This is a genomic window from Jeotgalibacillus sp. ET6 (assembly GCF_029667115.1).
GTDB lineage: Bacteria > Bacillota > Bacilli > Bacillales > Jeotgalibacillaceae > Jeotgalibacillus.
This window is the reverse complement of sequence record NZ_JARUIU010000149.1, coordinates 1-260: the sequence shown is the minus strand read 5'-3', so window position 1 is coordinate 260 and position 260 is coordinate 1. Positions and strand designations below refer to the sequence as shown.

Annotated in this window: 1 protein-coding gene; it reads right to left on the bottom strand. The window is 55.8% G+C overall.

What is annotated here, in order from left to right:
- The coding region (locus tag P6709_RS20070) for an aconitase family protein (protein ID WP_278242659.1) at positions 1-230 on the bottom strand (230 nt) is incomplete at its 3' end.
- Positions 231-260: the final 30 nt, after the last annotated feature.

Sequence of the window (260 nt, the reverse complement as noted above, 5' to 3'; positions counted from 1 at the left end):
AGCTGGTTGAAGTTCAGATAACGATAAGTATCAACGGCAGTTTTATCTACTTGCGCCACGTAGGTCTGGTACTCTTCCGGCGTCGGCAGTTTGCCAATCAGCGCCGCAACAACCGCCAGTTCCGCAGAAGCCAGGAAGACATTCGCGCCAGTACCCAGACGGTTCGGGAAGTTACGGGTAGAGGTGGAAACCACCGTCGCACCGTCTGCTACACGCGCCTGGTTACCCATACACAGGGAACAGCCAGGGATCTCGATACG